The organism is Phyllobacterium sp. YR531 (assembly GCF_000282595.1).
Classification (GTDB): Bacteria; Pseudomonadota; Alphaproteobacteria; order Rhizobiales; family Rhizobiaceae; genus Phyllobacterium.
Genome location: NZ_AKIZ01000038.1, coordinates 222933 through 245924, shown reverse-complemented (window position 1 = coordinate 245924; position 22992 = coordinate 222933). Strand labels below are relative to the sequence as shown.

21 protein-coding genes are annotated in these 22992 nt (G+C 52.8%); 11 read left to right on the top strand and 10 right to left on the bottom strand.

The features are described 5' to 3' along the window. Positions 1 to 194: 194 nt before the first annotated feature. Positions 195 to 2840: an aminopeptidase N gene (gene pepN / locus PMI41_RS22680; RefSeq protein ID WP_008128790.1), complete on the bottom strand. Its 2646-nt coding sequence runs from the start codon at positions 2838 to 2840 to the stop codon at positions 195 to 197. Between the two features lie 369 nt (positions 2841 to 3209). Here pepN and PMI41_RS22670 point away from each other — a divergent pair, with 369 nt between their 5' ends. Next, positions 3210 to 4133, top strand: coding sequence for a DMT family transporter (locus PMI41_RS22670; protein ID WP_052025966.1), 924 nt, complete (start codon positions 3210 to 3212; stop codon positions 4131 to 4133). Here the strand turns inward: PMI41_RS22670 and PMI41_RS22665 are convergent. The 3 genes from PMI41_RS22665 to PMI41_RS22655 all read right to left on the bottom strand — a co-directional run bounded on the left by PMI41_RS22665 (position 4130) and on the right by PMI41_RS22655 (position 7005). Then, on the bottom strand, positions 4130 to 5386 hold the full coding sequence (locus PMI41_RS22665; protein ID WP_008128787.1) for an MFS transporter: 1257 nt from the start codon (positions 5384 to 5386) through the stop codon (positions 4130 to 4132). The genes PMI41_RS22670 and PMI41_RS22665 overlap by 4 nt on opposite strands. 104 nt (positions 5387 to 5490) lie before the next feature. Next, entirely contained in the window at positions 5491 to 6333 is an 843-nt protein-coding gene (locus PMI41_RS22660) for a uracil-DNA glycosylase (protein WP_008128785.1), read from the bottom strand. 66 nt (positions 6334 to 6399) lie between these two features. Next, positions 6400 to 7005: a hypothetical protein gene (locus tag PMI41_RS22655; RefSeq protein WP_008128783.1), complete on the bottom strand. Its 606-nt coding sequence runs from the start codon at positions 7003 to 7005 to the stop codon at positions 6400 to 6402. A gap of 160 nt (positions 7006 to 7165) precedes the next feature. On the opposite strand from PMI41_RS22655, the gene PMI41_RS22650 reads away from it, so the two are divergent. The 3 genes from PMI41_RS22650 to PMI41_RS22640 all read left to right on the top strand — a co-directional run bounded on the left by PMI41_RS22650 (position 7166) and on the right by PMI41_RS22640 (position 9607). Further along, positions 7166 to 7546 carry a hypothetical protein gene (locus PMI41_RS22650; protein WP_008128781.1) on the top strand — a complete coding sequence of 127 codons (381 nt, stop codon included), beginning with the start codon at positions 7166 to 7168 and terminating at the stop codon, positions 7544 to 7546. Then, positions 7543 to 7737 carry a helix-turn-helix transcriptional regulator gene (locus PMI41_RS22645; RefSeq protein WP_008128780.1) on the top strand — a complete coding sequence of 65 codons (195 nt, stop codon included), beginning with the start codon at positions 7543 to 7545 and terminating at the stop codon, positions 7735 to 7737. Before PMI41_RS22650 ends, PMI41_RS22645 begins: the two co-directional genes overlap by 4 nt. A 202-nt stretch (positions 7738 to 7939) precedes the next feature. Next, entirely contained in the window at positions 7940 to 9607 is a 1668-nt protein-coding gene (locus PMI41_RS22640) for an electron transfer flavoprotein-ubiquinone oxidoreductase (protein ID WP_008128778.1), read from the top strand. Between the two features lie 8 nt (positions 9608 to 9615). On the opposite strand, the gene PMI41_RS22635 is transcribed toward PMI41_RS22640, so the two are convergent. Continuing rightward, positions 9616 to 10617: an endonuclease/exonuclease/phosphatase family protein gene (locus PMI41_RS22635; RefSeq protein WP_008128776.1), complete on the bottom strand. Its 1002-nt coding sequence runs from the start codon at positions 10615 to 10617 to the stop codon at positions 9616 to 9618. A gap of 877 nt (positions 10618 to 11494) precedes the next feature. Between PMI41_RS22635 and PMI41_RS22630 the strand changes: the two genes are divergently transcribed. Next, a complete protein-coding gene (locus PMI41_RS22630) occupies positions 11495 to 11845 on the top strand; it encodes a VOC family protein (RefSeq protein WP_008128774.1) in 351 nt (116 codons plus the stop codon). Here PMI41_RS22630 and PMI41_RS22625 read toward each other — a convergent pair whose 3' ends face one another. After that, positions 11846 to 12292 carry a MarR family transcriptional regulator gene (locus tag PMI41_RS22625; protein WP_040856422.1) on the bottom strand — a complete coding sequence of 149 codons (447 nt, stop codon included), beginning with the start codon at positions 12290 to 12292 and terminating at the stop codon, positions 11846 to 11848. An 80-nt stretch (positions 12293 to 12372) separates the two neighbouring features. On the opposite strand from PMI41_RS22625, the gene PMI41_RS22620 reads away from it, so the two are divergent. Continuing rightward, the gene (locus tag PMI41_RS22620) at positions 12373 to 13134 is read left to right on the top strand and encodes a VOC family protein (protein ID WP_008128771.1); all 762 of its coding nucleotides are present in this window, start codon (positions 12373 to 12375) and stop codon (positions 13132 to 13134) included. 3 nt (positions 13135 to 13137) lie between these two features. Here PMI41_RS22620 and PMI41_RS22615 read toward each other — a convergent pair whose 3' ends face one another. Both PMI41_RS22615 and PMI41_RS25150 read right to left on the bottom strand, forming a co-directional pair. After that, positions 13138 to 14646 carry an AMP nucleosidase gene (locus PMI41_RS22615; RefSeq protein ID WP_008128770.1) on the bottom strand — a complete coding sequence of 503 codons (1509 nt, stop codon included), beginning with the start codon at positions 14644 to 14646 and terminating at the stop codon, positions 13138 to 13140. Positions 14647 to 14690: 44 nt separating this feature from the next. Further along, positions 14691 to 14855 (bottom strand): hypothetical protein, encoded by a 165-nt coding sequence (locus PMI41_RS25150; RefSeq protein ID WP_008128768.1) that lies wholly within the window; start codon positions 14853 to 14855, stop codon positions 14691 to 14693. Positions 14856 to 15032: 177 nt separating this feature from the next. On the opposite strand from PMI41_RS25150, the gene PMI41_RS22610 reads away from it, so the two are divergent. The 3 genes from PMI41_RS22610 to PMI41_RS22600 all read left to right on the top strand — a co-directional run bounded on the left by PMI41_RS22610 (position 15033) and on the right by PMI41_RS22600 (position 19201). Beyond that, entirely contained in the window at positions 15033 to 15734 is a 702-nt protein-coding gene (locus PMI41_RS22610) for a glutathione S-transferase N-terminal domain-containing protein (protein WP_008128765.1), read from the top strand. A 997-nt stretch (positions 15735 to 16731) separates the two neighbouring features. Continuing rightward, positions 16732 to 17952 carry an MFS transporter gene (locus PMI41_RS22605; protein ID WP_008128762.1) on the top strand — a complete coding sequence of 407 codons (1221 nt, stop codon included), beginning with the start codon at positions 16732 to 16734 and terminating at the stop codon, positions 17950 to 17952. Positions 17953 to 18124: 172 nt separating this feature from the next. Continuing rightward, positions 18125 to 19201, top strand: coding sequence for an ABC transporter substrate-binding protein (locus PMI41_RS22600; protein ID WP_244423996.1), 1077 nt, complete (start codon positions 18125 to 18127; stop codon positions 19199 to 19201). Positions 19202 to 19259: 58 nt separating this feature from the next. Here the strand turns inward: PMI41_RS22600 and PMI41_RS22595 are convergent, their stop codons facing one another. After that, positions 19260 to 19607 (bottom strand): DUF2147 domain-containing protein, encoded by a 348-nt coding sequence (locus PMI41_RS22595; RefSeq protein WP_008128758.1) that lies wholly within the window; start codon positions 19605 to 19607, stop codon positions 19260 to 19262. Positions 19608 to 20067: 460 nt separating this feature from the next. On the opposite strand from PMI41_RS22595, the gene PMI41_RS22590 reads away from it, so the two are divergent. Both PMI41_RS22590 and PMI41_RS22585 read left to right on the top strand, forming a co-directional pair. Continuing rightward, positions 20068 to 20334, top strand: a complete 267-nt coding sequence (locus PMI41_RS22590) for a sel1 repeat family protein (RefSeq protein ID WP_008128756.1) — start codon at positions 20068 to 20070, stop codon at positions 20332 to 20334. A gap of 249 nt (positions 20335 to 20583) precedes the next feature. Next, entirely contained in the window at positions 20584 to 20766 is a 183-nt protein-coding gene (locus tag PMI41_RS22585; protein WP_008128754.1) for a hypothetical protein, read from the top strand. 126 nt (positions 20767 to 20892) lie between these two features. On the opposite strand, the gene PMI41_RS22580 is transcribed toward PMI41_RS22585, so the two are convergent. Further along, a complete protein-coding gene (locus PMI41_RS22580) occupies positions 20893 to 22881 on the bottom strand; it encodes an acetyl/propionyl/methylcrotonyl-CoA carboxylase subunit alpha (RefSeq protein WP_040856505.1) in 1989 nt (662 codons plus the stop codon). Positions 22882 to 22992: the final 111 nt, after the last annotated feature.

Sequence of the window (22992 nt, the reverse complement as noted above, 5' to 3'; positions counted from 1 at the left end):
ATCCGAAGCACCTGTAGTGAATCAAAACTGATTCTTCGTGTCTAGCCCTTTTGTTAAATATTTATCAACACTTGTGGCAGGCGGAATCATAATCAAAAGGATAGCCGATAAGCCTTTGATATGACTCAAATTCCCTCCGGAGGGTGTCCGGAGGGAATTTGGAAATGGACCGGTGGATAAGTTTTTTGAGCCGATCAGGCGAGTGTCCGCTCGACGATATCGCGCACATCCGCCGATAATCCAGCGACTGTTGCGATGCTGGCAAGAGCTTCCCTGGCGTGCTCGCGGCGCTCCGGTTCAAAGGACCGCCAAGAGCGCATTGCAGTCAAAAGTCTGGCCGCGAGCTGCGCATTTTTCTTGTCTATGGTGAGGATCGTTTCAGCGAAGAATTGATAGCCTTTGCCATCCGCACGATTGAATCCGGTCTGGTTGCCGCTGGAAAATGCTCCGATGAGCGAACGTGTGCGATTGGGGTTGTCGAGTGAGAACAGCCGGTGCGTCATCAGTTCGCGCACTTTGCCAAGAGCGCTTTCGCCCGGCTGCAGGGCTTGCACGACAAACCACTTGTCCATTACCAGCGCATCATTGCCATAGCGTGCTTCAAATGCCTGCAGCGCGTCATTGGTGGCGCTGCTTGTGCCAAAGCGTTGCACAAGAACGCCAAGAGCTGCGGCGCGGTCGGTCATGTTGTTGGCTTGCTTGAACTGAGCGGCAGCACGTTTCGGCGAGCCATCTGCAACACTCAGATAATCCAGCAGGACGTTACGCAAAGAACGTCTACCAGCGCCGGCCGCATCCGGATTGAACGTGCCATGATGTTCAAGCTCAGCATATAACTGGCTGAACTTTTCGCCATGGGCCTCGGCTACAGCGCGGATAAGTGCATCGCGACTGCCAAGAATGGCGTCCGGGTCGATATTTGCACCAAGCTCACGAGCAATATCACTCTCTGATGGAATGCTGAGGCACAGGGCGCGGAAAGCTTCATCCAAACTATTGTTGAATGCCAGTTCGCCCAGAAGCTTGATTGAAGAGCTTTCAATGGTCGCGGGCTTGCCACCACGCACGCGTTTCGAATTGCTGGTGAGCTTGGAGTTGAGCAGCTGTGTGAGAGCCTGCCAGCGTGTCACTTCATCTCGGTCGTTCCGTGCCAGAAAGACCAGATCTGAGCGGGTGAGTTCGCTGGTCATTGTCACCGGGGCTGAAAAGCCGCGCAGCAGTGAAGGCACTGGCCGCTCGGTTATGCCTGAGAAGGTAAAACGTTCCTTGCGTTTACGCAGATGGATAACATCTTCTTTCACCAGCCCGCCCTTGGTGGCACGTGGCTTTATTTCACGCCCTTTGGTTCCCAGAAGTCCGAACTGTATCGGAATATGCATCGGCTTTTTTGAGGGCTGGCCGGGAGTAGGTTTCAGAGATTGTTCAATCTCGATCTCGAAAGTCTTTGTGGCCTGATCATAATCATAGGTGATGGCAAGGTTTGGCGTTCCCGCCTGATCGTACCAGAGCGCGAACTGGCTCAAATCTTCGCCGGATGCGTCTTCGAATACTTTGATGAAATCTTCGATTGTTGCCGCATCGCCGTCATGGCGCTCAAAATACAGGTCCATGCCCTTGCGGAACGTCTCTGCACCAAGGATCGTGTGGATCATGCGAACCACTTCAGAACCTTTTTCGTAAACGGTCGATGTGTAGAAATTATTGATCTCGCGGAACTGGCGGGGGCGAACCGGATGGGCGAGGGGACCTGCATCTTCCGGAAATTGATGGGCTTTGAGGCCTTTGACTTCGGCAATGCGTTTGACGGCACGAGAGCGCATATCGGCAGAGAATTCATGATCGCGATAAACGGTCAGGCCCTCCTTGAGACAAAGCTGGAACCAGTCGCGGCAAGTGATTCTGTTTCCTGTCCAATTGTGGAAATATTCATGGGCGATGACGGCCTCAATACCGGCATAGTCCACGTCGGTCGCCGTGTCCGGTTCTGCAAGGACGTACTTGTCGTTGAAGACATTAAGGCCCTTGTTCTCCATGGCGCCCATGTTGAAATCCGACACGGCAACAACATTGAAAACATCGAGATCATATTCGCGTCCGAATTTTTCTTCGTCCCATTTCATGGAGCGTTTCAGCGCATCCATGGCATAGAGGGCGCGGCTTTCCTTACCATGCTCGACATAGATGCCAAGATCAACGGAACGTCCCGAGGCCGTGGTAAATGTGTCGGTTATGACACCAAGATCGCCTGCGACGAGCGCAAAAAGATAAGCGGGTTTTGGATGCGGATCATGCCAGGTAGCGAAATGACGCTTGCCATCAAGCGAACCTTTTTCACCCGGATTGCCGTTCGAAAGCAAAAGTGGAGCCGCGCTCGCTTCGGCTTCGATGCGGACCGTGTACACTGACAACAGGTCCGGGCGATCCAGATAGTAAGTAATGCGCCGAAATCCTTCTGCCTCGCACTGGGTGCAGTATACATTGCTTGAGCGATAAAGGCCGGTCAGTTGCCGATTGGTGGTTGGGTTGATCTCGGTAGTGATTTCAAGGGTGAATGCATCGGTGTCCGGTAACCCGCGGATTTCCAGCCGGTCAGGTGTGACCACATAGGCATTGTCACCCAAGGCCACTCCGTCAATGCGAATTCCCGCCAGCGTTAACTCATCACCATCCAGCACGAGCGGCGTGTCGAGTGCGACACCTTCCCTGCGTTCGATCTTCAGCGTGGACTTAACGATTGTCCGCTCCGGGTGCAGACTGAAATCGAGGTGGGTCTCAGGAATAAGAAAATCGGTTGGCTTGTAGTCTTCCAAGTGAAAAACTTGGCCGGTATCGGTACGCATTGGATAACTGTCCTTTAAAAGCAATTCCAGGAAAAGTGGGAACCGGTTTTCCGTCCGGAGTTGCGCATAACAAAAAAGATGGAACGGTACTGGAGTTTCGATGAAGAAACAGACCGTTCCATTTTGGCGGACCCTAACCGTGTTTTGCACCGCGCACAACAAATGCGGGCACTCACCGGATATATGGAGCAAAAACGCAACGTGATTGGTTTTCGTCTGGCGCCGCCTCAGAAACGGTCGTAAAGATATATCAGTTAAATTTCCATACCATCCTTACAAGTTGCTCCAAGTTTCAAGGAATATCTCACCGTGACTACCAATGTTCACCCGAAAGAAGGTGAACCGCTCAACGCGAACGCCGTTCGCACCATGAATGTCATGCTCGGAATCGGCCTGAAGATCGCCTCGGTGTGTGTCTTCGTCTGCATGTCCAGCCTGCTGAAAGCCTCCGACGGAATCCCTGCCGGGCAGCTTGTCTTCTTCCGATCCTTTTTTGCAATCTTTCCGGTCATCGCCTTCATCGCCTGGCAAGGGCAACTCAGTGTTGCTTTCAAAACCAAAGAGCCTTTCAGCCATTTCTGGCGCGGGTTTGTCGGTGTAAGTGCCATGAGCATGAGCTTTTACGGCTTGACCAAACTGCCACTGCCGGAGGCAATCGCCATCAGCTATGCGACACCACTTTTGACTGTCGTATGCAGTGCAATTTTCCTCAAAGAGACGGTGCGGCTTTATCGCTGGTCGGCGGTTGGCGTTGGCCTCATTGGTGTCCTGATCATCCTTTGGCCGCGCATGTCATTCTTCACGGGTGAAAGCGAATTTGGCGGCGATCAGGCAGTTGGAGCATTGGCGACGCTGGGGGGAGCTGGCCTTGCGGCCATCGCCATGCTGTTGGTACGCAGACTGGTGCAGACAGAACGCACGCCTACCATTGTCGTTTACTTCTCCATCGCCTCCAGCCTGATTGCCCTGGTAAGCTTTCCGTTCGGCTGGGTCTGGCCAACAGGACTGCAGGCAACCTATCTGATTATGGCCGGTATTGCGGGCGGTGTGGCGCAGATCCTTTTGACGGAAAGCTATCGCCATGCGGACATGTCTGCAATTGCGCCGTTTGAATACACATCGATGCTGCTTGGACTTGCTATCGGCTATTTACTGTTCGGGGATATCCCCACATGGGAAATGATCATTGGCGCTACCATAGTTATCGGCGCTGGCATCTTTATCATATACCGCGAGCATCGCCTTGGCCTTGCCCGCGCCCGTGCTAAAAAGGCATCGACGCCCCAAGGCTAAGACTTTTGTTGATCGGGCACGCCTTCGCTGAGCGGGTGAAGGTTGAACGTTTCCGGTGTTTGCGGCCTGTCATGAGCACCGATGGCAAAGTCAGGACGGTCTGACGGTGCCTGTGAGGCTCGGCGCAGGCTGCGCCAGAATGCATACCCGCCATAGGCCGCATATGTCATTGCCATGGTGACGAAGAAGCCGGACGGACCATTCATATCCATCAGGCGGCCAGCGATCTGCGGCCCGATCATACTGCCAATGCCATAGACGATCAGTAGACCACTCGAGATTTTCACGAATTCGCTTGGCTCGGCGAAGTCATTGGCGTGGGCAACATTAAGCGAATAGATCGGAAATAGCACAGTTCCGAACGCAAACATCAGCGTATAGACCACCCATGGCGTGTTGGGCTGGACCAGGATCATCGTAATCGAGATCAGCACACCGCCAATACCAGCCACAACCATCACGTAGCGCCGGTCCACGAAATCTGAAATTCGGCCAATGGGATATTGAAACAGCGCACCGCCAATCATAGAGCTGGCGATCATGGTCGCAATACCAAATGTCGAAAGGCCGATATCGCGTCCATACACTGCCGAAAGGAAGTTCCAGGCACCCGCAATGATCCCGGCCAGCAGCGAACCCACCATTGCAGCAGGTGATTTGCGATAGAGACCCGGTAAATCAAGCGATACCTGCGTAAGCGGGCGAGGGGATTGCGCATTGGATAGACCCGTCGGCACCAGCGCCGAGGCATATATCAGAGCGCCGATCATGAACAGCACGTGCGTTGCCGGATTTCCAAAAGGCAATATGTATTGTCCCACCAGCAGGCCGAGCATGGAAACGATCATGTAGATGGAGAAAACCATGCCGCGTGTAGCATTGGTCACGCGCTCGTTGAGCCAACTCTCGATAACCATGTAACTGCCAGCTAACGAAAAGCCAGCCAAAGCCCGGAACAACGTCCAAGCCCATGGATCCATGATCAGCCCATGCATGAGCATCGACATGCTCAGCAGAGTAAGAAGCACCGCGAAAACACGCACATGGCCGACGCGGCGCACAAGGCGCGGAACGACAATGCAACCGCCGGTGAAGGCGAGCGCATAGCCTGTACCCATCCAGCCAATGGTCGTTGGCGTCCAGCCTTCCATGCCAGCGCGAAGCGGCAGCAAAATGCCTGCCAAGCCTCCGGCTGTCAGCATCAAAAATGTGCTGGTCAAAAGCGCCGTAATGGGCAAAAGCTGGCGAAACATGAGTTTATCCTGATTGTCACTGAGCCTACAGCGCGCGGCGGGTGCAACGCGCCGGAAATTACGACACTGCGACTCCGGTTTTGCGGCAGGTGAGGCCGTATGGCCTAATCAGTGAGCGCGCGCAACCGCAACTTGATGTTGACAAAATCTCTCCAGGCAAACCTTTTCTGTGCTGAATTGCGCAGTAGGTAGGCAGGATGCAGCGTCGGCATGACCGGGATTTGATTGCCCGAAACGGTCAGGTGAGTTTTCCAGTTGCCGCGAAGCCGCAAGATGCCTTCCGTGGCATTTGTCAGCGCTTTCGCTGCAGGTCCGCCAAGAGCGACCAGCAGTTTTGGATTTGCCAGTTCAATCTGCCGCTCGAAGAAGGGGCGGCAAATCTCTGTTTCCAGTGGCGTTGGCGTTCGGTTGCCGGGTGGACGCCATGGAATTGTGTTGGCGATGTAGACACTTTGCCGGTCAAGTCCGATTGCAGCGAACATCCGGTCGAGCAATTGACCGGAACGCCCGATGAACGGCACGCCTTCCAAATCTTCCTCGCGGCCTGGAGCTTCCCCGATAAACATTATCGCCGCCTGCGGATTTCCATCGGCGAAGACAAGATTCTTTGCAGTGAACTTGAGGTTACAGCCGTCAAAGGCTGCGAGTTGCTCCCGCAATTCCTCCAGTGTGTTCGCGCTTGCTGCCATCTGGCGGGCCATTGCTATTTTCGCGTCATCCGGCACAGAAGCCTTGCTGAGCGTTGAGGGCGCTGGGCCAGCTGCTTCCGGCGCAGATTTTGCCGCTACAGGCGACGGTGCGACGGTGCTGCGAGCGGCAGCGGGCACTGGTTGGGTAGGTGCACGTTTGGTATCAACCTGCGAAAATCGGTCAATGGGCGCTTCGTCCAACGGGGTATCAACACCCGCTTCGGCATAAAAGTGCAAGATTTCGCTTAACGTTGACAATCGGTTATCCTTCTCATCCCTGAAGTCGCAAATTGCCGCCTCTATTGCAAGCGTAAGACGTCATAATTACGAGGATGGAATGCGCGGGTCCTGTACGAGATAGAATGTGCGCTTGGGTGTGAAGTCGGCAATCGGAAAACCAAAGCTCGCATTCTCGCTGGGATCGATCTTCCCATCGCGGAAAATCATTCTGTCATAGGGTTCGAAATCATCGCTGAAGCTTGCATAGCCCCGCGAATCTATGGCGTCTTTCTTGTCGCCCGGCTGATAGAATGAAAGCCCGTCTCCATAATCGCTCGGCACATTCAACTGTTCCTGTAACTCAAAACCGAATTCCACCCACGGATGGCCGCTGCCATTAACTGCTTCGACCCGCAAATGAAACAGGATGCCGATGTCTTCAGCCGGATCTTTCAGGTTGGTTTGTTCGGTTCGAATGATGAGGACGGTGGGTGCCGTGGAATGAAACTCCTCCGCCAGAACAATGGGGTCCTGCCGCGTGCCCTTGCCGCTTATGCCAGTAATGGTGAATCCACCCATTTCATCGGAAAACGTGTAACGGCCTGCACTCCATAATTTTCCGGATTCGGCAGTCGCTTGCCCGGTCAAGGAGTAAAAGACCCAAAAGACGATCAGGCTCCTCCCAAGCGTGTGCAGACGTAGCCACTTCATCCGGCCCTCCCAAGGGTTTGAAATCAAACGTGGTCGGCAACTCGATAACAGGATTATGACGGAAAAGACTGAAGGTGCAACTAAAGGTATATGTAAAGGAAACTTGACAGGTGTTTGATGCCTCCGGTAGATACCCAACATCGTTTGATGAGGTGTGAAAATGACGAAGTTTGGCAGATATGCGTTTGAGCTTGGTGGTGCGTTGGCCGCCTATATTGTTTGTCTGGTGCTTTCGCTCCGGCTGCTTTCAGTGGGCGGGCAGGGCGAGTTGATGCGCCTCGCACTCACACTGCTGCCCATGCTGCCGGGCCTCGCCATATGTTGGGTTATCCTGCGTGGCTTGCGCCGACTGGACGAGCTTGCGCGCAAAATTCAGCTGGAAGCTATCGGCGTTGCGTTTGCCGGAACTGCGCTTATTACATTCAGCTATGGCTTTCTGGAAAATATCGGCCTGCCAAGCCTTTCGATGTTTGTGGTCTGGCCTTTGATGGCGGGCCTTTGGTTTGTCGGGACCATCATCGGACAACTGCGCTATCGATGAAAAATTCGCTGAAAATTCTGCGTAGTCAAAAGGGCTGGTCACAAGGTGAACTCGCGGACCGGCTCGATGTTTCACGCCAGACAGTCAATGCCATCGAGACCGGAAAATACGATCCCGGTTTGCCGCTGGCTTTCAAGATTTCAACTCTGTTTGACTGCCGGATCGAAGACATATTCCTATACGGTCAGTGACGTGTCACTTCGCCTCATCTTGTTTCAATTATTGACGTTTACGTTAAAGTAAATATAAATTTACCCTGCCAGTCGTGGAATGAGGGCAATTGGCCGCATCTGATATGCGCGACTCACTGTAGCAAACAGCTATTGTTAGGCTACAAATCGAAAAAACTGCGTACCGTAAGGTGCATAAGGGAATTTACTGCAGGAGGAATGCATGAGCGAGGCAATTGAACTTCCAGAGCGCGAGAGCATGGAGTTTGATGTCGTGATTGTTGGTGGTGGCCCATCGGGTCTTTCCGCTGCCATCAGGCTCAAGCAGATCAACCCGGAGCTTTCGGTCGTTGTTCTTGAAAAGGGCGGCGAAGTCGGTGCGCACATTCTTTCCGGCGCTGTGGTCGATCCTATCGGTGTCGACAAGCTTTTGCCCGGCTGGCGCGAAGAGGAGGGGCACCCCTTCAAGACGCCTGTTACCGCCGATCACTTTCTGGTCCTTGGGCCCGCAGGCTCAGTCCGCTTGCCGAACTTTGCCATGCCACCGCTGATGAACAATCACGGTAATTTCATTGTCTCGCTCGGCAATGTCTGCCGCTGGCTCGGCACCAAAGCAGAAGAACTCGGTGTCGAGATTTATCCGGGCTTTGCTGCAACGGAAGTGCTTTACAATGAAGCCGGTGCTGTTATCGGCGTTGCGACAGGCGATATGGGCATCGAGAAGGACGGCTCACATGGCCCGGCCTATACGCGTGGCATGGAACTGCTCGGCAAATATACGCTGATTGCAGAAGGCGCGCGCGGCTCACTCGCCAAGCAGTTGATCAATCAGTTTAAACTGGATGAAGGCAAGGAGCCGGCAAAATTCGGCATCGGTTTGAAAGAACTCTGGCAGATCGATCCTGCCAAGCATAAGCTCGGCCTCGTACAGCATTCATTTGGCTGGCCGCTCGATATGAAGACGGGCGGCGGGTCGTTCCTCTATCATCTTGAGGACAATACGGTCGCGGTCGGGTTCGTGATGCACCTGAACTACAAGAACCCCTATCTATCTCCATTCGAAGAATTCCAGCGCTTCAAGACCCATCCTGCGATCCGCGATATTTTCGAAGGCGGCAAACGTCTTGGATATGGTGCGCGCGCAATTACTGAAGGCGGCTGGCAGTCCGTTCCAAAACTTTCCTTCCCGGGCGGAGCGCTGCTCGGCTGTTCCGCTGGTTTCGTCAATGTCCCGCGTATCAAGGGATCACACAATGCCATGCTTTCGGGCATGCTGGCTGCGGAGCACGTCGCGGAGGCCCTGACAGCGGGCCGCGCCAATGATGAGCTTATTTCTTATGAAAACGCCTGGCGTACGAGTGAGATCGGCAAAGATCTCAAGCGCGTCCGCAACGTCAAACCTATGTGGTCCAAGCTTGGAACCATTGGCGGCGTAGCCCTTGGCGGTCTCGATATGTGGCTCAACACGATTTTCGGTGGGTGGTCACCCTTTGGGACCTGGAAACACGGCAAGAACGACGCCGCATCCTTGGAGCCGGCTGCAAATTACAAACCCATTGCCTATCCAAAGGCGGATGGCGTCCTGACGTTTGATCGTCTCTCCTCCGTATTCCTGTCCAATACAAACCACGAAGAGAATGAGCCGGCTCATCTGATCGTCAAGAACATGGCGCTTCAAAAGACCTCTGAGCACGATATTTATGCCGGACCATCAACCCGTTATTGTCCGGCGGGTGTTTATGAGTGGGTAGAGGAATCGACCGGCCCGAAATTTGTGATCAACGCGCAAAACTGCGTTCACTGCAAAACCTGCGATATCAAAGACCCGAACCAGAATATCAACTGGGTGCCCCCGCAAGGTGGTGAGGGGCCTGTCTACACCAATATGTAGAGCAAATCTTACTGTTGGAGCATCACTGTCTGCTGTTCCGGCTCATTACTGTCGTCAACTCCGGTAATTGAAAACCGTAGCAGCAGCGGCAGGTGGTCGGAACCGACGGGTTCGAGACTTTCAACACGCGCTGCAACGATTCTGTCAGAAACCAGTATATGATCCAGCGGTAGACCAACCCATTTTGCCGCATGGGCAAGAGTTCCATTCACCAGCCAACTTGGACGCAAACCTTCGGCAAGACGGGTTTTGCTATATTGAGTGATGTTCTTGAGCGTCTGGCTCCAAGGCACAGCATTGAAGTCGCCTGAAATAATCAACGGTCCTTCGAGTTTCTCAAAATAAGGCCGGACTTCTTCAACATTCCAATCCTGTGCGAATGGCCACGGCCAATCCAGATGCAATGAAGTTATGATGGCGCTGCGCCCGCCAAAATCTATTCGCGCAATTGCAACGAGGCTATCGACACATATCGGCGTCGACCCCATTGCAAATGGGCGCCGCGAAAGAATTGCCGCGCCGCCGATACGGCTGCGGTTGGAGCAATAGAACGTATAGGGATAACGTGCTTCGATAGTTTTGAGACGCGGCCGCCAATTGTCGGAAACCTCTTGCAAAGCAATGACATCGGGCGACTCCCTGCCAATCAGCCGGAAAACATCTGCCTGCTGCTCGTTGTCATAGCGCAGGTTCAGTTGCAGCAGCTTGTATTGCGCTTGTAGTGTTGGAGCAGCCTCCGCACTGGGACCGGACGGCGGTGTCAGTACAGTTGCCAAAGCCGTCAGTGCCAAAACCATCGCCATAATTCCCTCGCGCCATAGGCGAAAGAACAGGGCAGGAGTGGCAGAAAGCGCCATGAATACGGCAAGATGCATACGCAGATGCGAGAATGAATCTAGTGCCGGATGCGCGGCGCCGAAGAATCCGAGCACCAATGGTATTGAAAAAAGCACCGGCACCAATACGGCGGCTAGCTTCATCCAGGATTGATTGGTCTTGGTTTTCATCATTCCGCATTAAACCGCCAATTGCGACGCAATCAAGATGCGCTGCGCGCGTTCTGACAACAACCCGCAAACCATTCTCTAAACGATTTATACAACCCTGAATTCGTTGCTGTCACATCTGATTCAAGTCAATTGTTCTCCGGTTCCAATGGCAAAAGCAGTGTGGATCGAGCGAACCGATCCATCGGGAAGATAGGCTTCCCGACTGGGCATCAGCCTTGCCATTAAAACTGGAGGTGAACTATGCGGTTGCTACCGTTTAGCGTCACGTTGACAATGAAAAAGACCCGGACAAGCTGGTCACTCAGCATCCGGGTCCATTTCAGATAAGTCAACAAAAGAGGGGTGGGCGGAAGTCCGCCCCTCACTCCACTTCTGAATATAACATCATTGCAGGCATTTCCAAGCAACTTGTGGTTGGATATTAAGTAAACTCGCAATTTACGATCCCAAACCAAGCAGAATTAGCAACCCAATACACCGCCGAGTGCTGGTTTTTACAACCCTGCATTCGTTGCTGTCATATTTGATTCAAGTCAATTGTTCTCCGGTTCCAATGGCAAAAGCAGTGTGGATCGAGCGACCGGTCCATCGGGCAGATAGGCTTCCCGACTGGGCATCAGCCTTGCCGTTAAAACTGGAGGTAATCTATGCGGTACATGCCGTTTAGCGTTACGCTTACTATGAAAAGAACCCGGACTAGCTGGTCGCTCAGCATCCGGGTCCATTTCAAGCAGTAAGCAAAAAGAGGGGTGGGCGGAAGTCCGCCCCTCACTCCACTTCTGAATATAACATCATTGCAGGTATTTCCAAGCAACTTGTGGTTGGACTTTCGTTCAACAAAATTATCCACTACGGTTTGTGACGATGGAGTAATTACATGGCTGTAAAACGTATTGTTGCCAATCTTGCTGCGAACGACCCGCAGGCCTCTCGCTCGTTTTATGAGACATTGTTCGGTCTGGATGTTGTCATGGACCACGGTTGGATTGTGACATTCGCTTCGACGGCGATTATGAAACCCCAATTGAGTGTGGCGAGCGAGGGTGGCTCCGGCACCATGGTTCCACAAATATCGATAGAAGTCGATGATGTGGACAATGTCTATGAACTTGCCAATGCCGGCGGCCATGAGATCGTTTATGAGATTACCGATGAACCGTGGGGCGTGCGCCGTTTTTATGTGCGCGATCCCTCAGGCGCTATCATCAATGTGCTGCAGCACAAATGATCAGAGAAGCTTTCTCAGATCGGCAAGCAGTCGTCCTTGCTCGCCCAAGGTCAAAACCTGCTCCAGATCACCGTGCGTGCTTACCCATATCGGCATCACATCCGCCAGAAGGCTCATGCCTTGTTGCGTCAATGCCAGCAGGCGGCTTCGCTTGTCACTCGGATCGATAATAACCTTAACAAGACCGCGTCTTTCCATAGGCTTCAGTGCGGCGGTCAATGTCGTGCGGTCCATCGCAAGCAAAGAGGCTACGGAGCTGAGATTTGGCGGCTCGGGCCGGTTCAATGACATCAGCAGTGAAAACTGGCCATTGGTCAGATCATGCGGGCGCAATGCTTCATCAAACATTCGCGCCAATGCACGTGCGGCCCGTTGGACAGTCAGGCACATACAATTGTCCCGGACATAGAGGGTGGTTTCGTAGGGAACGGTTATCATCTTTGACATGATTCATTTATGTTGATATCAACTTAATTGTCAATATTGAGATGCTGATATCACAGCTTAATGTTTTGGGAGGAACAGCCATGAGCGGGAGTTTTATCTGGTACGAATTGCTGACAAGCGATGCGCAAGCCGCCGAGGCTTTTTATACCTATGTCGTGGGCTGGGGCGCGGAGGATTCCGTTACTTCACCTTTCCGGTACCGTCTGCTGACCGTCGACAAAGCTCCGGTAGCTGGTTTGATGTCTGCGAAGGACGCACAGGTCGAGGGCGTGCCGCCCATGTGGTCGGGCTACGTCATGGTTGATGATGTGCCTGCCTACGTCGAACGCGTCAAACAGGCTGGCGGGAAGGTTCATACCGAGATCATGGATATTCCCGAGGTTGGAACATTCGTGGTTGTCGCAGACCCGCTGGGCGCACCATTCCAGCTATTCAAGCCCGCCAGAACTGATCGCGGTGGCTATCCGCCGCCCTTCACGCCCGGCACCATCGGCTGGCATGAACTGGTTTCTGATGACGCTGAAAAAGCCTTGGCATTTTACGCCAGTCTGTTTGGCTGGACCAAGGGCGAGGCGATGGATATGGGGCCAATGGGCACTTACCAGATATTCAATGTCGACGGGCAAATGTATGGCGGCATGATGACCAGTACAGATACCTCCGATGTTAAGCTCTGGCGCTTTTACTTCATCGTGGATGACATCGATACGGCAGTTGCGCGCATCAAGGAAAAGGGTGGTCAGGTAACCACCGAGCCTATGGAGGTTCCGGGTGATGCCTGGATCATTGAGGGCCGCGATCCGCAGGGCGCTTATTTTGCACTGACCGGACCGCGTAAATAATCCCTATTGGAATGCCATCTCGAAGAAGCTGCGCAGTTTTCTGGAGTGCAGCTTTTCGGGAGGCATTTCCGCCAGCTTCTCGAGCGCCCGGATACCGATCTGCAGATGTTGTGCCACCTGCCGCTTGTAAAACTCCGTGGCCATGCCCGGCAGTTTCAGTTCGCCATGCAGTGGCTTGTCGGAAACACAAAGCAATGTCCCATAAGGCACGCGGAAACGGAAACCGTTTGCAGCAATTGTTGCAGATTCCATATCAAGGGCAATTGCGCGCGACTGTGACAGCCGCTTCACCGGGCCGCGCTGATCACGCAGTTCCCAATTCCGGTTGTCGATCGTGGCAACTGTCCCTGTGCGCATGATACGCTTCAGATCATAGCCTTCAAGCCCGGTCACTTCCGCCACCGCCTGCTCTAGGGCGACCTGTACTTCCGCCAGTGCCGGAATAGGCACCCAGACCGGCAAGTCGTCATCCAGAACGTGATCTTCGCGCACATAGGCGTGAGCAAGCACATAATCGCCCAGAGCCTGCGTATTGCGCAGACCTGCGCAATGGCCAAGCATCAGCCAGGCATGTGGCCTAAGCACGGCAATATGATCGGTGATTGTCTTGGCATTGGACGGCCCTACGCCAATATTGACCATTGTGATGCCAGAGCCATCTTCACGGGCCAGATGATAGGCCGGCATTTGCGGCAACCTGCCGATGGGGACGCCGGATGTAGGTGCCTCATCACCAGCTTCGGTGATGAGATTGCCCGGCTCGATAAAGCGCTCATACCCGCCACCGCCAGCGGCCATAAGTCCGCGCGATAGCGCGCAGAATTCATCAATATAGAACTGGTAGTTGGTGAAAAGCACATAGTTCTGGAAGTGCATCGGCTTCGTCGCTGTGTAGTGCGACAGGCGATGCAGCGAATAATCCACCCGCTGCGCCGTAAAGGGCGAGAGCGGCATGATGCTATCGAGATCGTCGGTCTCATACTCACCATTAACGATTCGGTCGTCGGTTGCAGCCAGATCCGGTACATCGAACAGATCGCGCAGCGGCAACAGGAACGCGTCGGCGACCGAAGATTCAACATGCGTGCCTTCAAGGAAAGCGAAGTGGATCGGGATCGGCGTTGTCGATTCCTGAACAGTTACCGGTCCGCCATGATTGCGGATCAGCAATCGGATCTGCTCTTCAAGATAATTGTCGAACAGATCGGGGCGGGTGATCGTTGCCGAATATTGGCCAGGCGCAGAGACATGCCCAAAGGCGAGGCGGGAGTCGATCTGCGCGTAGCTTGATGTCGAGAGGCGAACTTCCGGGTAAAACGCTCTAAAATGAGTTGCATCTCCAGCTTCACCCTTTGCCACTTTATCGAAGGAATCGCGCAGAAACTGCGTGTTGCGTTCATAAAGTGCGCTGAGCGCCTGAACGGCGGCCTTGGCATCTGTGAATTCTTCTGCCTCCACATGAGCGGGCATGCTGATGGAGACTATTTTCTTCGTTCCGATTCGTTTGTCCATCACCTAATATAGTGACTTCATGTGACAGTTGAAAAGCGGCTTGCTCAAACTCTTTGCAGGCTTACAAGGAGAACCAGACCTATGCCGCCATTTGATGGCGAGCGGCTTTCATAACTTGCTGCAAAAGCAATAACGGGGCCGACAAGAATGGCAGAAAAGATCAATGCCCGTAAAAACAGCAGCGAATAATTGGCGGTTGCGTTTAACATTATTGTTCCCCGAAAAGCGGCTTTGATATTATCTGGTCACGACTTTGCCCCATCCCGGCTGAACGGACGCTGATAGCATTGTTCATCAAGCGTTCAACAAGCGCTGCGTGAGCCCTTGTGAACCCGCAACCGGTGCCTATCTTTAAAAATCCAGATGACCCACTCATGGAGACGGATATGACGACCCAGACCAAGCCGATCGAGCTTTATTACTGGCCGACACCGAATGGATGGAAAATTTCCATCATGCTCGAAGAGCTCGGCGTTCCTTATGGTGTGAAACTGATCAATATCGGCAAGGGCGATCAATTTGCCCCCTCATTCCTGAAGATTGCGCCCAATAATCGCATGCCTGCCATTATTGATCCGGAGGGACCGGATGGAGAACCGATTTCAATTTTTGAATCCGGTGCGATCTTACAATATCTCGGCCGCAAGTTTGGTAAGTTTTATCCGCAGGATGAAAGGACTCGGGTGGCCGTCGAGGAATGGCTTTTCTGGCAGGTTGGCGGGCTCGGACCCATGGCAGGGCAGGCGCATCATTTCCGCAATTATGCGCCGGAAAAGATCGAGTACGGCATCAACCGCTACACCAATGAGGTAAATCGTCTGTATGGCGTGATGAACCGCCGGCTTGAGGGCAGGGACTATCTGGCGGGCGAGTATTCCATCGCCGACATGGCTTCCTATGGCTGGACAATTTCCCATGCCAATCAGGGGCAGGACCTCAACGATTTCCCGAACCTGAAGCGCTGGTTTGAATCCATTCGCGCACGACCGGCAGTGGAACGCGGTGTAGCAGTTGGCAAGGAAGAACGCCGTAACCTCGCGGATGATAAGGAAGCGCAGAAGATACTCTTCGGCCAGAGAGCGCTCTGATACGCTGTTCTGGTAATTGACTGGAACGCCTCCGAGCGTTCCGGCCTTCAATTAAGGCAATCAAGCTTCCACCGCATTAGTCTGGCCCTACGGGTTACGCTCGTACTCATGGGCGATCTGATGATACGCATGCAAATATCTGATGCCAGGAACGCTGATGCCCGGCGTGAGCAATGCAATTATATGAAGCGAGGAATGCAACATTTGGCGCGGAGGCAAAAATCTGATGCCGGGATGCTAATGCCCGACGCGAGGCCAGTAATTATATGAGACAAGGAATGCAATATCTGGAGCGTATGCAAATATTTTATGCCGGGAACGCTGATGCACCAGGAATGCAAATAGCTGACGCGAAGAGCGCAATCGTTGATACGGAAAATGCAAATGCCCGATGCAAAAAATGCAATCGCTGATACGAAGAATTCTGACGCCTGACCCGAGGAATGCAAATATTTGATTCCGGGAAGCGAATACGCCGATACTGGAGTGCAAATAACCCAGTGCCGTGAATGCAGACGCTCGATGATGCCCATGTAAATAAAAAGGCAGCCACGAAGAATACTTCTTGGCTGCCTTTCTTTGCCCGTAATCAGAAAACCTGATCCGAACCCTAGGTTCTGCTCCGTTCAACCGGAAGAAATCCATCCAGCTGAGACCATTAAAGCAAGCGACATTTGAAATAATCGCTGCCTCACCACCCCTGAAACTCTTGAAATTCACGCGTTGGGAGGATGCGCGTAAACATTCTGGTCTCTTAGATATCGTTCGCAGAATAAAGCGATCTTTGTAATTGATACTTAAAACAGCAACATTCTGAAAGTAATCAATCTATACTCGAGTTGGTTTTGGCGCACAATTATACCTTAGTCTAAGGCTGGCCTGTTTCTTCACTGAAGCTGGATCGATGTATTGTAATGATGAGCGTTCCTCTACTCTGTTGACCCTATCCTGCCTTGCTTTTATGGCTTTGCTCAGTGGATTCTGACGAGAAGCATTTATGACAACAGCCAATTTGCCGGATTCGGAATCTACCCTCGCGGTGCGGGGCACCTCCATTCCTCGAACCGTATGGATACTCGGGATAGTCAGTCTGCTGATGGATGTGTCATCAGAAATGATACAGACGCTACTGCCGTTTTATCTGGTCAGTAGCCTTGGCGCATCTGCCGTTCTCGTGGGGTTCATCGAAGGGCTCTCCGTTGCCATAGCTACAGCCACCAAGCTTGTATCTGGTGTTGTTTCGGATTGGACAGGCCGCAGGAAGCCGCTTGCGGTTCTGGGATATGGGCTGGGCGCACTTTCCAAGCTGATTTTTCCACTTGCCGTGTCTGTAGGCTGGATCGTTGCCGCAAAGAGCATTGACCGTGTAGGCAAAGGTATCCGTGGTACTCCGCGCGATGCTCTGATTGCCGATGTGACGCCACCGGAGCTGCGCGGGGCAAGCTTTGGTCTTCGAAAATCTCTCGATACGGTTGGCGGGTTTATTGGTCCACTCATAGCGATCGCTCTCATGTTTGCTTTTGATGGGAATATCCTTGCCGTTTACTGGCTCGCAATAATTCCGGCTGGAATGGCCATGGTTCTGCTTGTGGTGGGAATCAGAGAGCCCAAGTCGCAGTCTGCCCAAAGTACGCCAGCTATTCCCCGTCTTGCTGACATAATATTATTGAACCGAGCCGTTTGGGTGGCGATCGGCCTCGCTTCGCTGTTGACGTTGGCACGTTTTAGCGAGGCATTTCTGCTTCTCAAGTCACAGGAAGCGGGGTTTACGCCAGCATGGATACCCATAACAATGGTGATCATGCACGCTGTCTATGGTCTCACAGCCTACCCGGTTGGACGATTGTCGGACAAAATCGGGCGATCAGGCTTGCTCGTCGGCAGTATTGCAGTTCTTGCCACTGCCTATATCGTTCTGGCTGCTGCTTCATCCATCGGCATCTTTATATTGGGGATCGTTTTGTGGGGGCTTCACATGGGGCTTTCCCAAGGGCTGCTCGCAACCCTGATCGCAGACACGGCACCCAAGAATCTCAAGGGTACCGCTTTTGGAGTCTTCAATTTGATAACGGGTGTGGTCGTATTGGTGGGCAACGTGGCCGCCGGATGGGTTTGGGATGCACATGGCTCCAGTACTACATTTTTCATGGGAGCGGCTGTTTCAACCGCGGCAATGCTGGTGGTTGGCGCGATGTCCTTGCGGCGCAAAATGCGGTGAGGGACAACCCGTGCGATAGGGCCATCAATCTGTGCCCCTCAAATTTCGCTGGCGCGTCTTGCAATTGCATGTAGGCTCCACCCGCTTGTGTTTACAAAAAGGGGGAACCATGCCTTTCAAGAAAATACTCTATGCCGGTCTGTTCGCTGCCGCGTTCGGCACCTCGTCCGCCATGGCTGCTGAAGATATTGAGATTGCTGTCGCAGGTCCGATGACGGGCCAGCTTGCCAATATCGGCGATCAGTTTAAGCAGGGGGCTCAGGCGGCAGCAGCTGCGATCAACGAAAAGGGTGGTATTGCAGGTCGCAAGATCAAACTCGTCATTGAGGACGATGTCTGTGATCCAAAACAGGCGGTTTCCATTGCCAACCGTATTGTTGCTGCAGGCATCAAGTTTGTGGATGGCCATGCCTGCTCGGGATCAAGCATTCCGGCATCCGCTGTTTATGCCGAAGCTGGCGTGTTGATGATGACGCCTGCCTCGTCAAATCCTGAACTGACCGATGCTGCCGCCAAGAACGGCTGGCCCACCATCATGCGCCTTTACACCCGTGACGATGCGCAGGGCGAATTTGTCGGGCCGTGGATTGCCGAAAAATACAAGGGCAAGAACGTCGTCGTGCTGCATGACAAGGGCGCTTATGGCAAGGGCCTGGCTGATGCGGTCAAGGGCAAGATGAATGAAGCTGGCCTGAAAGAGATTCTTTATGACGGCATCAATGCCGGCGAAAAGGATTATTCGGCGCTTGTTACCAAGCTGAAGGATCTGAAAGCTGATTTTGTTTATTTCGGTGGTTATCATCAGGAAGCAGGCTTGATCCTGCGCCAGGCGGCCGACCAAAACTTCAAGTTCCAGCTGATGATGGGTGATTCCATTGCATCACCGGATTTCTGGGCGGTTTCCGGACCGGCGGCGGAAGGTGTGATCTTCACGTTCCCGGCCAATCCGCAAGCCAGACCGGAAGCAAAGGCAGCAGTGGAAAAGATCAAGGCTGGCGGCTTTGTGCCGGATGGCTTTACGCTGTTTTCCTATGCGGTCGTCGAAGCATTCGCGCAAGGGATAGAGCGGGCGGGCAGCGATGATCCTGCAAAGGTCGCCGAAGTTTTGAAAGACGGCAAGCCGGTAAATACTGTCATCGGTCCAATCGTTTTTGACGAGAAGGGCGATATCAAGGATGCCAAGTACGATATCAATATCTGGCATGATGGCGCTTACGCACCGATAAAGGAAGAGTTCCTCCATCGTTGAAATGAAAACAGGCAGGGTAACCCCTGCCTGTTTTGTTTTGGGGCGAGACGCCTTGGCCCTATTGGCGGGTCAGGCTTTCGCTCTTGCAGATAAGGCCGCCCATGACACAGCCGGCCAGCGAAAGTGTGCCGCCATTGGCTGTGGCTTTGCCATTATATGTCTTGCCTTCGTCCAGCTTGTTGACTGTGCCCTTGTATGAGCCATCCTTGCCAGCCATCGAGCCAATCGATTTGCCCTTATATTCGCCGGTCATCACCGTGCCGCAATATTTGTCGCCGCCGCATGCCGAATATTGGATAATTGTCCCATTAGGCCGCTTCCACGAGCCAACGATAGGCTCTTCAGCCATTGCAGTTCCCGTCATGACAACGAAGCTGGCGCATGCCAGCAGAATTTTGAATTTCATAATGTCCTCCCGGTAAAAGCGAACCAAACTCTCCCGCCTGTTCGCATGATGCTTACGCGCACGTAAAGGTAATTGAAAACCTGGTCGAAGGGAAGTGGGCTGATTGAGAGCGTTTCTGCCTTTGAGTGGCGTCGGGCTAGAGCCGGAAAACAATGAGCATCAGTATGTCACCGTGATCTTTGGTTAGCAAAGGCTTGAAATCGTACTTCAGCATTTTAGGCGAATTTTCAGCAAATACCCGTATTTGCTGGAGCATTATATTTAACGAATTCCGAAGTTTACGAGTTGTTTTTGTTTTGTTTGATTCCGGTTAATCATGCCTTTTAACAGCAATTTCAAGCCTCTCCTTCATTATCGGAAACATCAAAGGAGCACGCCAAACAAACAAAACGGCGGTTCTCAGAAGTCTGACAGGGCTTTCGTTTGAAATACGAATTAGGTTCAACAGGGGTTTGGTAAAATGGCACGCTTCGACCTTCAAAATCTGGAAAATGGCCACATCGGTGGCGCAGCGCAGGCTGATATTCTTTTCGAAATGGGTATCATGTATGCAACGGGGCGCGATTGCGCTGTCGATCTGGTGGCCGCTCACAAATGGTTCAACATTGCTGCAATCAAAGGTTGTGATCGCGCTGCCGAACTGCGCGCCGAGATTATGGCAACGATGTCAAAGGGCGATATCGCGACTGCGCTGCGCGAAGCACGCGAGTGGATGACATCCCACTAACTTTCAATCGCAACAATAAAAAGTATAAAATTTGAATCAAAAGCGGTTCATTTCTGTTTTTTGTGAAAGATAATACCAATTGTCTAGCTTCAACGCGGATCAGATCGAATATTTTGTTCGACTGGTAAAATAAATGGTATATTTCTGACATATGTGCTTTGACAATTTTCAAGCTTTTCGCGTATTGAAGATGCGGTGAATTGCTACAACCTGCGCGTGTGCGCGATTGATAATGAAAACGGAAAACAAATGTTGGACGATTTAGAGAGGTTGTTATCCAGTTTAACTGAAGCTCAAACACAACTCATATTGATGTGTGCCAAATCGAAAGCATTTCCTGACAATAATACTTTGCAGAAGATTGCTACACTTGAGCTTAACATTGCTGCGGTGGAAACAGCTATTGCTAATCTGCCAACACAGGTTGGATAAATTATATCCGGCCTTGTCTCTGCTTAGCGCAATCTTGTCAGAAATAGATCACGCATAGTAAAAGCTGATTCAGAGCGTTAGAATCAAAAACAAAAAGAACCTGACGCTCAATCAAAATTCAGACAGCTAATCATTTGTCTCGAATCGAACCAGCGACGACTTCTCTTTTACCTGTGAACCTTCCGCAACGATCTCAGCAATTTTGCCATCATGGGGCGCTGTAATGGTGTGCTCCATTTTCATTGCTTCCAGTACCAGTAGTATCTGACCCTTCTTTACCGTATCGCCTGCTGAGACACGGACCGACTTTACCAAACCAGGCATGGGTGCACTCAGCCTGTCGCCCGTGTTTCCCGCCGCTTCTGCCAGCAGGAAAGGATCTGCAATGGAAAAGCTTGAAACCGCGCCGGTGGAAAGCACGGCAATCCCGTTGGGAATGGATGCGGTTTTTGCGTAAAGATTAATGCCTTTGCCCGTGACATGCCAACCCTTTGTTTCACGCCGGATTTTCACGTCAAGGATGCCATCCGCAGCGGAAATGGCAAAACGCTCATCCCCCATCACAGACACGCCATAACGAACGGGCTTTTCGTCTACCGAGAATGTCACGGGATAAGCGGGTGAGGCGAGGTGACTATAGCCACGCAGGGAAGCCCATGGATCATCTGATGCAGGTTTTTCCAATAAACCGCTAGCCACGACGATTGCCAGTTCTCTTGCACCGGCAGGAATGTTTGCAGGTGCAACCAGGCTGGCAAGATCACGATCTATCAGGCCGGTGTCGACATCGCCGCTGCTGAAACCCTGATGGCGAACCAGAGCTGCCAGAAAGGCAACATTGGTTGTGGTTCCTGCAATCTCGGTTTGCACGAGGGCATTTTCCATAGCTGCCAGTGCGGATGAACGATCGGAGCCATGAACCACGACCTTGGCAATCATCGGATCGTAAAAGGGCGAAATCGTATCGCCTGCGCGAACACCAGTCTCAATCCGAATCTCACCATTTGGCACGTCGACCGGAAATGCCAGGTGGTGCAGGGTACCAATGGCTGGCAGGAAGCTTCGGGCGGGGTCTTCGGCATAAAGGCGTGCTTCAACTGCATGGCCGTTAAGCGTGATCTGCTTTTGCGTAAGGGGCAGTTTTTCACCAGCCGCAACGCGCAACTGCCACTCGACCAGATCAAGCCCGGTAACCATTTCCGTAACCGGATGCTCCACCTGCAGGCGAGTGTTCATTTCCATAAACCAGAAACGATCGGGCTTGAGGCCATCAGTGGCATCGACGATGAATTCGATAGTGCCTGCACCGGAATAATTGATCGCCAGCGCTGCTTTCACGGCAGCGCTGGTCATTGCCGCCCGCATTTCGGGTGTAATACCGGGGGCGGGGGCTTCCTCGATGACCTTTTGATGGCGACGCTGCAATGAGCAATCGCGTTCATAGAGGTGCACCGCATTGCCGTGATTATCGCCAAATACCTGAACTTCGATATGGCGCGGTTTGGCTACATATTTTTCGACGAGAACGCGATCATCACCAAAGGCACTTTTTGCCTCTCGGCGTGCGCTTCCCAGTGCCTCGGCAAAGTCATCGGGACTATCCACCTTGCGCATGCCTTTGCCACCGCCGCCGGCACGGGCTTTGATCAGCACCGGATAGCCGATTTCACGCGCCTTGGAAGCGAGCACCACAAGTTCCTGCGCTTCGCCGTGATAGCCGGGCACGACTGGCACGCCAGCCTTTTCCATTAGGCGCTTGGCGGCATCCTTCAAGCCCATTGCGCGGATGGAATCTGAACTCGGGCCAATGAAAACCAGCCCCGCTTTCACAACCGCATCAACGAATCCGGGGTTTTCCGAAAGAAAGCCATAGCCGGGATGAATAGCCTCCGCTCCCGTTGCAAGAGCTGCTTCAATGATACGGTCAGCCCGCAAATAGCTGTCGGTAACAGGCGCTGGTCCGATGTTGACCGCTTCGTCGGCCAGGGCAACGTGCAGCGACTGCGCATCCGCATCGGAGTAAACGGCGACGGTGCCGATCCCCATGCGCCGCGCGGTGCGGATAACGCGGCAGGCAATTTCACCACGATTGGCAATGAGGATTCTGGAGAACATTTTTGTCATTATTGCATCTCGCTTGTTGAGCATATGCATTGTGCGTGGTTCGACAGGCTCACCGTGAGGAAGGTTGGTGTTCTGCAATCACGCTTTTTAAGCTGAAGCATC

What these genes read in the sequence shown, in the direction of transcription:
- PMI41_RS22620 (WP_008128771.1), top strand. Translation starts at nt 12,373, where the DNA reads ATGAGCGGGAGTTTTATCTGGTACGAATTGCTGACAAGCGATGCGCAA.
- PMI41_RS22585 (WP_008128754.1), top strand. Translation starts at nt 20,584, where the DNA reads ATGTTGGACGATTTAGAGAGGTTGTTATCCAGTTTAACTGAAGCTCAA.
- PMI41_RS22635 (WP_008128776.1), bottom strand. Translation starts at nt 10,617, where the DNA reads ATGATGAAAACCAAGACCAATCAATCCTGGATGAAGCTAGCCGCCGTA.
- pepN (WP_008128790.1), bottom strand. Translation starts at nt 2,840, where the DNA reads ATGCGTACCGATACCGGCCAAGTTTTTCACTTGGAAGACTACAAGCCA.
- PMI41_RS22640 (WP_008128778.1), top strand. Translation starts at nt 7,940, where the DNA reads ATGAGCGAGGCAATTGAACTTCCAGAGCGCGAGAGCATGGAGTTTGAT.
- PMI41_RS22600 (WP_244423996.1), top strand. Translation starts at nt 18,125, where the DNA reads ATGGCTGCTGAAGATATTGAGATTGCTGTCGCAGGTCCGATGACGGGC.
- PMI41_RS22665 (WP_008128787.1), bottom strand. Translation starts at nt 5,386, where the DNA reads ATGTTTCGCCAGCTTTTGCCCATTACGGCGCTTTTGACCAGCACATTT.
- PMI41_RS22650 (WP_008128781.1), top strand. Translation starts at nt 7,166, where the DNA reads ATGACGAAGTTTGGCAGATATGCGTTTGAGCTTGGTGGTGCGTTGGCC.
- PMI41_RS22670 (WP_052025966.1), top strand. Translation starts at nt 3,210, where the DNA reads ATGAATGTCATGCTCGGAATCGGCCTGAAGATCGCCTCGGTGTGTGTC.
- PMI41_RS22645 (WP_008128780.1), top strand. Translation starts at nt 7,543, where the DNA reads ATGAAAAATTCGCTGAAAATTCTGCGTAGTCAAAAGGGCTGGTCACAA.
- PMI41_RS22605 (WP_008128762.1), top strand. Translation starts at nt 16,732, where the DNA reads ATGACAACAGCCAATTTGCCGGATTCGGAATCTACCCTCGCGGTGCGG.
- PMI41_RS25150 (WP_008128768.1), bottom strand. Translation starts at nt 14,855, where the DNA reads ATGTTAAACGCAACCGCCAATTATTCGCTGCTGTTTTTACGGGCATTG.
- PMI41_RS22595 (WP_008128758.1), bottom strand. Translation starts at nt 19,607, where the DNA reads ATGAAATTCAAAATTCTGCTGGCATGCGCCAGCTTCGTTGTCATGACG.
- PMI41_RS22655 (WP_008128783.1), bottom strand. Translation starts at nt 7,005, where the DNA reads ATGAAGTGGCTACGTCTGCACACGCTTGGGAGGAGCCTGATCGTCTTT.
- PMI41_RS22625 (WP_040856422.1), bottom strand. Translation starts at nt 12,292, where the DNA reads ATGTCAAAGATGATAACCGTTCCCTACGAAACCACCCTCTATGTCCGG.
- PMI41_RS22610 (WP_008128765.1), top strand. Translation starts at nt 15,033, where the DNA reads ATGACGACCCAGACCAAGCCGATCGAGCTTTATTACTGGCCGACACCG.
- PMI41_RS22615 (WP_008128770.1), bottom strand. Translation starts at nt 14,646, where the DNA reads ATGGACAAACGAATCGGAACGAAGAAAATAGTCTCCATCAGCATGCCC.
- PMI41_RS22580 (WP_040856505.1), bottom strand. Translation starts at nt 22,881, where the DNA reads ATGTTCTCCAGAATCCTCATTGCCAATCGTGGTGAAATTGCCTGCCGC.
- PMI41_RS22630 (WP_008128774.1), top strand. Translation starts at nt 11,495, where the DNA reads ATGGCTGTAAAACGTATTGTTGCCAATCTTGCTGCGAACGACCCGCAG.
- PMI41_RS22590 (WP_008128756.1), top strand. Translation starts at nt 20,068, where the DNA reads ATGGCACGCTTCGACCTTCAAAATCTGGAAAATGGCCACATCGGTGGC.